This is a genomic window from Mesorhizobium sp. M8A.F.Ca.ET.161.01.1.1 (genome assembly GCF_004792105.1).
Classification (GTDB): Bacteria; Pseudomonadota; Alphaproteobacteria; order Rhizobiales; family Rhizobiaceae; genus Mesorhizobium.
The window spans coordinates 1-311 of sequence record NZ_SRTD01000358.1 but is presented as its reverse complement, the minus strand read 5'-3'; the positions used below and the strand labels follow the sequence as shown (position 1 = coordinate 311).

The 311-nt window shown below is 63.0% G+C and carries 1 protein-coding gene; it reads left to right on the top strand.

Features of this window, described 5'->3' with window-relative positions; all coding sequences use genetic code 11:
• The coding region (locus EN804_RS36055) for a patatin-like phospholipase family protein (protein WP_348642795.1) at nt 1-311 on the top strand (311 nt) is incomplete at both ends.

Here is a 311-nt window from a genome sequence, read left to right as displayed (position 1 = left end):
GTGCCGGCGATCATCGATACTTCGATGCCGGCACCTCGATCGGCGCGCTGGTCGGCGGCTGCTATATCGCAGGCAAGCTGGACGAGCTGGAGGAGTTCGCCAGAAGCCTGACGAAGCGGCGCATCTTCGGGCTTCTCGATCTCAATCTGCGCGGCAGCGGCCTGTTCGGCGGCTTGAAGCTCGATGCGCGGTTGCGCGAGCACATGGCAGGCATCCGTTTCGAGGACCTGACAAAGCCATTCGTCGCCGTCGCTTCGGAAATCCGCACCGGCCACGAAATCTGGCTGTCGAACGGTTTGCTGATCACCGCC